At 64.6% G+C, this 9,654-nt stretch carries 7 protein-coding genes and 1 riboswitch; of the genes, 3 read left to right on the top strand and 4 right to left on the bottom strand.

All coding sequences use genetic code 11. The features are described 5' to 3' along the window. The coding region (gene gspD / locus DBR12_RS04130) for a type II secretion system secretin GspD (protein WP_108616090.1) at positions 1-1,259 on the top strand (1,259 nt) is incomplete at its 5' end. An 18-nt stretch (positions 1,260-1,277) separates the two neighbouring features. Further along, positions 1,278-2,666, top strand: coding sequence for a GspE/PulE family protein (locus DBR12_RS04125; protein ID WP_108616089.1), 1,389 nt, complete (start codon positions 1,278-1,280; stop codon positions 2,664-2,666). A 76-nt stretch (positions 2,667-2,742) separates the two neighbouring features. Here DBR12_RS04125 and DBR12_RS04120 read toward each other — a convergent pair whose 3' ends face one another. The 4 genes from DBR12_RS04120 to lpxC form a co-directional block, all read right to left on the bottom strand. Continuing rightward, positions 2,743-4,401 (bottom strand): methyl-accepting chemotaxis protein, encoded by a 1,659-nt coding sequence (locus tag DBR12_RS04120; RefSeq protein WP_108616088.1) that lies wholly within the window; start codon positions 4,399-4,401, stop codon positions 2,743-2,745. Between the two features lie 192 nt (positions 4,402-4,593). Continuing rightward, complete coding sequence (gene thiC, locus DBR12_RS04115) at positions 4,594-6,471, bottom strand: phosphomethylpyrimidine synthase ThiC (protein ID WP_108616087.1); 1,878 nt, start codon at positions 6,469-6,471, stop codon at positions 4,594-4,596. Positions 6,472-6,586: 115 nt separating this feature from the next. Further along, a riboswitch (TPP riboswitch) is annotated at positions 6,587-6,710 on the bottom strand. 204 nt (positions 6,711-6,914) lie between these two features. Then, the gene (locus tag DBR12_RS22305) at positions 6,915-7,091 is read right to left on the bottom strand and encodes a hypothetical protein (RefSeq protein ID WP_199226627.1); all 177 of its coding nucleotides are present in this window, start codon (positions 7,089-7,091) and stop codon (positions 6,915-6,917) included. Positions 7,092-7,098: 7 nt separating this feature from the next. After that, positions 7,099-8,022, bottom strand: a complete 924-nt coding sequence (lpxC, locus tag DBR12_RS04110; RefSeq protein ID WP_108616086.1) for a UDP-3-O-acyl-N-acetylglucosamine deacetylase — start codon at positions 8,020-8,022, stop codon at positions 7,099-7,101. Positions 8,023-8,241: 219 nt separating this feature from the next. Here lpxC and DBR12_RS04105 point away from each other — a divergent pair. After that, positions 8,242-9,654, top strand: a 1,413-nt coding sequence (locus DBR12_RS04105) for a methyl-accepting chemotaxis protein (protein ID WP_108616091.1), incomplete at its 3' end; no start/stop codon positions are given.

Below are 9,654 nucleotides of genomic sequence, written 5' to 3'. Positions count from 1 at the left end.
CCGGTGGCGGTGGCAGCCCTGCTGCCGCAGCACCCAGCACGGGCCTGAGCGGCGGTGGCAGCAGCGGCAATATGCTGTCCACCGGCAGCGGCCTGTCGGGCTCCGGCAGCAACAGCGGGCTTGGCTCGGGCAGCAACGCCATGGGCACCAGCGCCACCAACAACAACCAGCCCTCCACCGGCGGGCAGATCCAGGCCGACCCCACCACCAACTCGCTCATCATCACGGCCCCCGAGCCGCTGTACCGCCAGCTGCGCGCCGTGATCGACAAGCTCGACGGCCGCCGCGCACAGGTGCTGGTGGAGAGCCTGATCGTCGAGGTCGCGGCCAACAAGGTGGCGCAGTTCGGCATCCAGTGGCAAGGCATCCTGGGCAAGCAGGGCGACGGCACTGTGGGCGTGATCGGCACCAACTCTGGCGCAGCGGGCTCCAACATCATCGGGCTGGCCGCCGCGCTGGCCTCGGGCAGCACCACCAACATTGCCACCGCTGCGACAGGCCTGGGCGCGGGCATGAACCTGGCGCTGGCGCCACGCATCAACGGCCAGTACTACCTGGGCGCGCTGGCCAACTTCCTGCAAAACAGCGGCGACGCCAATGTGCTGTCCACCCCCAACCTGATGACGCTGGACAACGAGGAGGCGCGCATCCTCATTGGCGACAACGTGCCCTTCGTCACGGGCTCGTATGCGAACACCGGCAACAACGGCACCGTGAACCCGTTCAACACCGTGGAGCGCAAGGACGTGGGCCTGATGCTCAAGGTGCGCCCGCAGATCGGCGAGAACGGCACCGTGAAGATGGCCATCTACCAGGAGATCTCCAAGATCGACCGCTCCACCCTGTCCAACGCCACCGGACCCACCACCAGCAAACGTGCGGTCGAATCCAATGTGGTGGTTGACGACGGCAGCATCATCGTGATTGGCGGCCTGCTGGAAGACACCTACTCGCAGGGCGAGGACAAGGTGCCGGTGATGGGTGACCTGCCCGTGGTGGGCAACCTGTTCAAGAGCGAGAACCGCTCGCGCCGCAAAACAAACCTGATGATCTTCCTGCGCCCCATTGTGGTGCGCGACAACGCCACCAACGACGCGCTGGTGGTGGACCGCTACGACGCCATCCGCGCGCTGCAGCAAAACACACAGCCTGCACCCAGCCTGATGATGGGCACCGTGTCGGGCGCACCTGTGTTGCCTCCGCTGCCCGCACCTGCCGCCAAGCCCGCCACCCCGGCGACGCTCCAGCCGCAGCAATAAGCAGGCAGGCTGAAGACCATGCGCCACCCCCTGCCCTACGCCTTTGCCCGCACGGCCCAGCTGCTGCTGGAGGATGACGGCCACCAGCTCGTGCTATGGCACGGCCCCAGCCCCGACGCGGGTGCGTTGTCCGAGGTGCTGCGCAAGCACCCCGTGCAGCAGCTGCTGCCGCTCGATGCCCCCGGCCTGGCCCAGCGCATCAGCGCGGCCTATTCGCACAGCGAATCGAGCGCCGCCACGGTGGTCAGCGAGGTCGAGAGCGACGCCGACCTCTCGCGCATGATGCAAGAACTGCCCGCCGTCGAGGACTTGCTGGAATCGGCGGGCGATGCGCCCATCATCCGCATGCTCAACGCCCTGCTCACGCAGGCCGCGCGCGACGGCGCGAGCGACATCCACATCGAGCCCTACGAGCGCCACAGCAGCGTGCGCTTCCGTGTAGACGGCACGCTGCGCGAAGTGGTGCAGCCCAACCGCGCACTGCACGCGGCACTGATCTCGCGCCTGAAGATCATGGCCGACCTGGACATCAGCGAAAAACGCCTGCCGCAGGACGGCCGCATCAGCCTGCGCCTGGGCACGCGCGCCATCGACGTGCGCGTTTCGACCCTGCCCAGCGCCCATGGCGAACGCGCCGTGCTGCGCCTGCTGGACAAGAGTGAAAGCAAGCTCAGCCTGGAATCCGTGGGCATGCAGGGCGACACGCTGCAGCGCTTTGAGGGCCTGATCAGCCAGCCACACGGCATCATCCTGGTGACCGGGCCCACGGGCTCGGGCAAGACCACCACGCTGTACGCTGGCCTGGGGCGGCTGGACGCCACACGCAACAACATCATGACGGTGGAAGACCCCATCGAGTACGAGTTGCCCGGCGTGGGCCAGACGCAGGTCAACAGCAAGATCGACCTGACCTTTGCGAAGGCCCTGCGCGCCATCCTGCGCCAGGACCCGGACATCATCATGATCGGTGAAATCCGCGACTTCGAGACCGCGCAGATTGCCATTCAGGCCTCGCTGACGGGCCACCTGGTGCTGGCCACGCTGCACACCAACGACGCCGCCAGCGCCGTCACGCGCCTGACCGACATGGGGGTGGAGCCCTTCCTGCTGTCGTCGTCCCTGCTGGGTGTGCTGGCCCAGCGGCTGGTGCGCAAATACTGCAGCCACTGCCACGGTGCGGGCTGCGATGCCTGCGGCCACACGGGCTACGCAGGCCGCACGGGCGTGTTCGAACTGCTGGTGACGAACGACGCCATCCGCGCGCAAATCCACAACCAGGCCGCCGAAGCCGACATCCGCGCTGCTGCCATCGCCGATGGCATGGCTCTGATGCGCGAGGATGGAGAGCGGCTCATCGCAGCAGGCATCACCAGCCGCGAAGAAGTGCTGCGCGTGACGCGGGATTGATTTGCTACATATTTAATAGCAAAAAACACATACTGGTCGCGCGCAGAAGCCCAAAAAAAGGCTAAAAACCTCTCGACTACCGAATCTGCAGGGCAGATCGGCGAGGCACCTGGGCCACAGCAGGAGCGGGGGCGGACGATGCCACCGGCGCTGGCATGACAAACGCCGAGGCCGCGCCGTCCCGCAGCTTGAACTGGCTGACCGCATTGGTCAGCTGGTGTGCCTGCTCTCTGAGGGATTCAGACGCCGCCGTGGATTCCTCTACCAGCGCAGCGTTCTGCTGCGTCATCTGATCGAGCTGCGAGACCGACTGGCTGATCTGGCCGATGTTGTCACTTTGCTCGGCCGACGAGGCGGTGATCTCGGCAATGATGTCCGACACACGGCGCACGCTGCTCACGATCTCGGTCATGGTCTGGCCCGCCTGGCTGACCAGGCGCGAGCCGTCTTCCACGCGCTCCACCGACGAGCCGATGAGGCTCTTGATCTCCTTGGCAGCCTCGGCACTGCGCTGCGCGAGGTTGCGCACCTCGCTGGCCACCACCGCAAAACCGCGGCCCTGCTCGCCCGCGCGGGCCGCCTCCACCGCCGCATTGAGTGCGAGGATGTTGGTCTGAAATGCGATGGAGTCGATCACGCCCGTGATGTCGGCAATCTTGCGCGAGCTGGTGGTGATCTGGTCCATGGTGGTCACCACCTGCGACACCACGGCTCCACCACGCGCCGCCACTTCGGCGGCCGACGAGGCGAAGTCGCTGGCCTGGCGTGATGACTGCGCGCTTTGCTGCACCGTGCTGGTCAGCAGTTCCATCGACGAAGCGGTCTCTTCGAGGTTGGCCGCCGTCTGCTCGGTGCGGTGGCTCAGGTCGTGGTTGCCGCTGGCGATCTCGGAGCTGGCGGTGGAGATGTTGCCGGCAGCGTCCTGCACCTGGCGCACCAGGCCGCGCAGCGCGTCCTGCATGCGGCCCATGGCACTCACCAGCTGACCCACCTCGTCCTGGTTCATGGCCACCACATCGCGCGACAGGTCTCCACTGGCGATGCGATCGGCCAGCTCCTGCGCCTGGGCCAGCGACTTGGTGATGGAGCGCACACTGAAGAAAGTAAGCGGGATCAGCACCGCCAGGCCCAGCACCAGCCCGAAGCCGATCAGCGCCGACATGGTGGAGGTACGCGACTCGACGCCCGCACGGGCTTCGTCCATCTGCGTGCGGGCCGAACTGGCCAGACTGGAGAACAGCTTGTCGGTGGCCTCCATGTGCACCTTCAGGCGGTCGGCATAGGCGCCGCCACCCGCGCCGTCCAGCTGCGCACCCTCGATCTTCTCGAAGATGGGGGAAATGCCGGTTTCGTATTGCTTGATCTCATCCAGGGACTTGTCGATGGCAGCGACAAACTCTGCGTCCCCCGACTGCACCTGCCGCACCTCGGCCAGGCTCTTGCGCAGCGCGGCCAGGGTCTTGGCCCAGGACTCACGCAGGGCAGACACCTCGACCGAGTTGTTGAAATTGATGATGATGTCTTTTTCGGTCCGGCGCAGGTCACCCAGGGTGGTGCGCAGGTCTGACATGTCTGTCAGGGTCTGCACCCGCTGCGAGAACAACTCTTGCAGAGTGTCCCGGGTACGGTCGAGGGCCAGATAACCCATGGCACCAATCACGACAAGAAGAATCAGGGAAAAGACAGTTCCGAAATACAGACGCGTGCGGATGGAGAAGCGGCCTAGAGCGTTCATGGCTCTTCCTTACAATTTTTAACAGACTACTTAGCATAGCAAGTTTGGTGCCACACCCACAAGTCGGCCTTCTGGGCCGGACGTTGGAGGAAATATAGGCCCAGCCGCTGCTCCCGTCGCACAGGGTAAGCACGGCCCCTTGGACCTTTTGTAGGGAAACCACGGGGCCAGTAGCCGCACTTATTCAGAGGTTCAGACAGGCTTGAGAGGAATGTAGAGTTCGCCGCCACCGCGCTGGAACTCTGCAGCCTTGGCCACCATGCCCTCAGCCAGCGCATCGGCTTCGGCCACGCCCTTCTGCGCAGCAAAGTCGCGCACTTCCTGCGTGATCTTCATCGAGCAGAACTTGGGGCCACACATCGAGCAGAAGTGTGCGACCTTCGCCGAATCCTTGGGCAGGGTTTCGTCGTGGTATTCCTTGGCGGTTTCCGGGTCCAGGCCCAGGTTGAACTGGTCCTGCCAGCGGAAGTCGAACCGCGCCTGGCTCAATGCATCGTCGCGCGCGCGGGCGCCGGGGTGGCCCTTGGCCACATCGGCGGCGTGCGCGGCGATCTTGTAGGCAATGATCCCCTGCTTCACATCGTCGCGGTCGGGCAGGCCCAAGTGTTCCTTGGGCGTCACGTAGCACAGCATGGCCGTACCCATCCAGCCGATCATGGCGGCGCCAATGGCGCTGGCGATGTGGTCGTAGCCGGGCGCGATGTCGATGGTCAGCGGGCCCAGCGTGTAGAACGGGGCCTCATGGCAGGTCTTGAGCTGCTCGGTCATGTTGGCCTGGATCATGTGCATGGGCACGTGGCCGGGGCCTTCGATCATGGTCTGCACGTCGTGCTTCCAGGCCACCTGGGTCAGTTCGCCCAGCGTGTGCAGCTCGGCAAACTGGGCTTCGTCGTTGGCGTCCGATGCGCAGCCGGGGCGCAGGCCATCGCCCAGGCTGAACGACACGTCGTACGCCTTCATGATGTCGCAGATGTCCTCAAAGTGCTCGTACAGGAAGCTTTCGCGGTGGTGCGCCATGCACCACTTGGCCATGATGGAGCCCCCGCGCGAGACGATGCCCGTGCGGCGCTGCGCGGTGAGGTGGATGTAGGCCAGGCGCACGCCCGCGTGGATGGTGAAGTAGTCCACGCCCTGCTCAGCCTGCTCGATCAGCGTGTCGCGGAAGATTTCCCAGGTCAGGTCTTCGGCCACGCCGCCCACCTTCTCCAGCGCCTGGTAGATCGGCACTGTGCCGATGGGCACGGGCGAGTTGCGCACGATCCAGTCGCGCGTTGTGTGGATGTTCTTGCCGGTGGACAGGTCCATCACGTTGTCGGCACCCCAGCGGATCGCCCACACCAGCTTTTCGACTTCTTCCTCGATGCTCGACGTGACGGCCGAGTTGCCGATGTTGGCGTTGATCTTGACCAGGAAGTTGCGGCCAATCGCCATCGGCTCCACCTCGGGGTGGTTGATGTTGGCGGGGATGATGGCGCGGCCCCGGGCCACTTCGTCGCGCACGAACTCAGGCGTGATGATGCGCGGGATGCTTGCGCCCATGGGGTTGCCCATCAGGCGCTGCTCGCGACCTGCGTCGGCCATGTACTGCTCCATCCACTCGCGCTTGCCGTTTTCGCGGATGGCCACGTATTCCATCTCGGGGGTGATGATGCCCTTCTTGGCGTAGTGCATCTGCGTCACGTTGGCCCCTGCCTTGGCGCGCAGGGGCTTGCGCTGCAGCGCGGCGGCTTCGGCACGCAGCTGGGCCAGGCGGGTGGCGTCCTCGCTTTTTTGGCCATCGTCCAGCGCGACGGGCGCACGGCCTTCGTAACGCTCCACGTCGCCACGACCAGTGATCCAGCCACCGCGTACGCTGGCCAGGCCCTGGCGCACATCAATCACAGCACTCGCGTCGGTATAGGGGCCGGAGGTGTCGTACACGCTGACCAACTCACCATTGGTGAGTGCGATGTCGCGCACAGGCACCCGCAGGTCGGGGTGCAGGTGGCCGGGGATATAGGCTTTGCGGGATGCGGGAAAGGGTTCGCGCGTGCGCGCAAGCAGCTCGGCAAACTTCTCGGGGGCGTTCATAAGCAGGTCTCCTGGTTCCGGTGGGGTCTGCTCCGGAATGGACCTGTGCACCCCTCGGATGCCGCGCGCAGCAGCACCTGAGGCATCGCGTGCCAGCATGGACTGCGGGCACGGGGACAAGGAGGTCGGCTCTTCTTCCGCCGGTATGAACCGGATCAAGTTCGTCGGGTTCGCAAGCTCGCCTGAATCTCTTCAGGCCTCTCGCATCTCAGCGCATCAGCACACCCCGGAGCAGGCGCGAGTATAGGGCAGAGAAAAACCGGGCGACAAAGCCCGTGCGGTCAGAAGGTGTGAATGAATCTGGCGGGCCCGAGCAGACCGCCAAAATGCGCCCGATCTAGGCGCAAAGCGCAGCCATGGCTCGGGCTATGACGAGCATTTGTAGCGAAGAGCGGGTGTGTTTTGGCGGGATGAACGGGCGTGGAGGGTCCGTTCACACCTTCTCAGGCCAGGCGGCCGATGAGAAGCACCGCAAAGAAGAAGACGGTCGCAATCACCGTCCATTTGAGAATGACCAATCCCAGGCGCTTGTAGCGCGCCTGCCCAGTACCGGCGTAAAACGCAAACGACACGGCCGCCGCCAGAAGCAGCAGCATGGCGAGCCAGCGAAAGATCAACATCTCAGCCCTACCAGGCGCGCACGGGTTGCGTAAAGCCGCTGGGGGCCTGGCGCTCATCCTCGAAGGTGACCACCTCCCAGGCATCGCGCTGGGCCAGCAACTCGCGCAGCAGCAGGTTGTTCATGGCATGGCCGGAGCGGAAAGCGCTGTAGGCGGCCAGCAGGGGCTTGCCAATGAGGTACAGGTCCCCCATGGCATCCAGGATCTTGTGCTTCACGAACTCGTCGTCATAGCGCAGGCCATCGCTGTTGAGCACCTTGTAGTCATCCATCACGATGGCGTTGTCCAGACCGCCGCCCAGCGCCAGTCCGTTGGAGCGCATCATCTCCACATCGCGCGTGAAGCCAAAGGTGCGGGCACGAGCGATATCGCGGCTGTAATTGCCCTTGCCCATATCAAACTCCACGCGCTGGCCGGTGGAATCCACCGCCGGATGGTCGAAGTCGATCTCAAAACTGAGCTTGTAGCCGTGGTAGGGCGTCAGGCGCGCCCACTTGGCATTAGCGCCTTCGCCCTCGCGCACCTCCACAGGTCGGGTGACGCGTATGAAACGCTTGGGGGCGTTTTGCAGCTCCACACCGGCGCTCTGCAGCAGGAACACAAAAGAGGCCGAAGACCCGTCCAGAATCGGCACTTCTTCGGCAGTGATGTCCACATAAAGGTTGTCGAGCCCCAGGCCCGCACAGGCGGACATCAAATGCTCCACCGTGTGCACCTTGGCATTGCCCACTGCAATGGTGGAGGCCAGTCGCGTGTCGGTCACGGCCTCGGCCCGGATAGGAATATCCACGGGCTGAGGCAGATCGATCCGGCGAAAGACTATGCCGGTGTCGGGCTGGGCGGGTCGGAGCGTCAGTTCGACCCGCTGGCCACTGTGCAATCCGACGCCGACGGCGCGGGTCAATGTCTTGAGGGTGCGTTGCTGGAGCATCCGCGCATTTTAGTTTCTGAGCCCCCGCCCCGCACACACTGAGGTTTTACGGTACCGAACATGCCGTGTAGGTAGAGCTACCGCCGCGTTTTCACCTACTGCGCCCGGGCAGGTCTTCGCCGCACAATCGTCTGGCGGCAGCGCCCCGGCGCACCCTGCAAATACAAAGTGACAGCCTACAGAGACCGACAGACGCCGCACCACCGGAGAAAGCACACCATGAGCAAGCTCAGCTTCAAAATGAAAATCATGCTCTTGATCGGCACCGCACTTGCTGCGCTGCTGATCATGGCCATCCTGTCGCTGCTGCAGGAGCGTCGGCTTATCAATGATTCGCGCAAAGACCTGCTGATCACGGCCGTCCAGTCCGCCCACAGCATCGTGGCAGCCTACCAGGCCAAGGCCGCCAGCGGTGCCATGTCGCAAGAAGAAGCGCAAAAGGCCGCCAAGGAGGCCCTGCGCCTGGCACGTTACGGCGGCCCTGAGGGCAAGACCGAGTATTTCTACATCTGGACCACCGAAGGCGTAGGGGTGATGCACCCCTTCAAGCCCGAATGGGATGGACAGGACATGCTGGGCAAGGTCAAGGACGGCTCGGGTGTGGACATCATCGGTCTGCTCGTGAACAGCCTGCGCAGCAGCAAGGACGGCAAGGCGTTTGTGCCCACCATGTTTGCTCGCCCAGGCCAGACCACAGCGGTGCCCAAATTGCAGTACATCGTGCGGGTGGATGGCTGGAACTGGATGGTGGGCTCGGGCCTGTACACCGATGACGTGGATGCCCTGCTGCGCAAAGCCCTGTGGTTCAGTCTGGCCCTAGAGGTGACGGCGTTCCTGGTGGTCGGCGGTGTTGGCATGGCTGTCGCGCGCTCGGTGCTGCGCCAGATCGGCGGCGAGCCCACCGAAGCCATCGCCGTCATGCAAGAAGTGGCTGAGGGTAACCTCGATGCGCAGATCCCCTCAGCCCACCCGGGCTCGATGCTCGACGGCCTGGCCCACATGGTCACCTCGTTGCGCAAGCTGGTCACCGAGGTGCGGTCGGCCACGGACAGCATTGCCACGGCGTCGGGCGAAATTGCCCAGGGCAACAACGATCTGGCCCACCGAACCGAAGACACGGCCAGCAACCTGCAGACCACGGCCAGCAGCATGGAAGAGCTCACCAGCACCGTCAAGCAGACCTCGGACTCGGCGCAGACCGCCAACCAGATGGCGACATCCGCTGCCGCCGTGGCGGCACGGGGCGGCGAGGTGGTGTCCCGCGTGGTGTCCACCATGCAGGACATCAACGCCAGCAGCAACAAGATCAGCGACATCATCGGCGTGATCGACGGCATCGCGTTCCAGACCAACATCCTGGCGCTCAACGCCGCCGTCGAGGCCGCCCGCGCAGGCGAACAGGGGCGCGGCTTTGCGGTGGTCGCCAGCGAGGTGCGCAGCCTGGCTCAGCGCAGCGCTGCAGCCGCCAAGGAAATCAAGACACTGATCGACGCTTCCGTGGAGAAGGTGGCATCGGGCACGCAACTGGTGGGCAATGCAGGCGCCACCATGACCGAGATCGTGGACAGCGTCCAGCGCGTGACAGACATCATTGGAGAAATCCGCTCGGCCACGTCGGAGCAGAGCCAGGGC

Origin of the sequence: Acidovorax sp. HMWF029 (assembly GCF_003060895.1) — a bacterium.
Taxonomy (GTDB): domain Bacteria; phylum Pseudomonadota; class Gammaproteobacteria; order Burkholderiales; family Burkholderiaceae_C; genus Acidovorax.
This window is presented reverse-complemented; position numbering and strand designations above follow the sequence as displayed.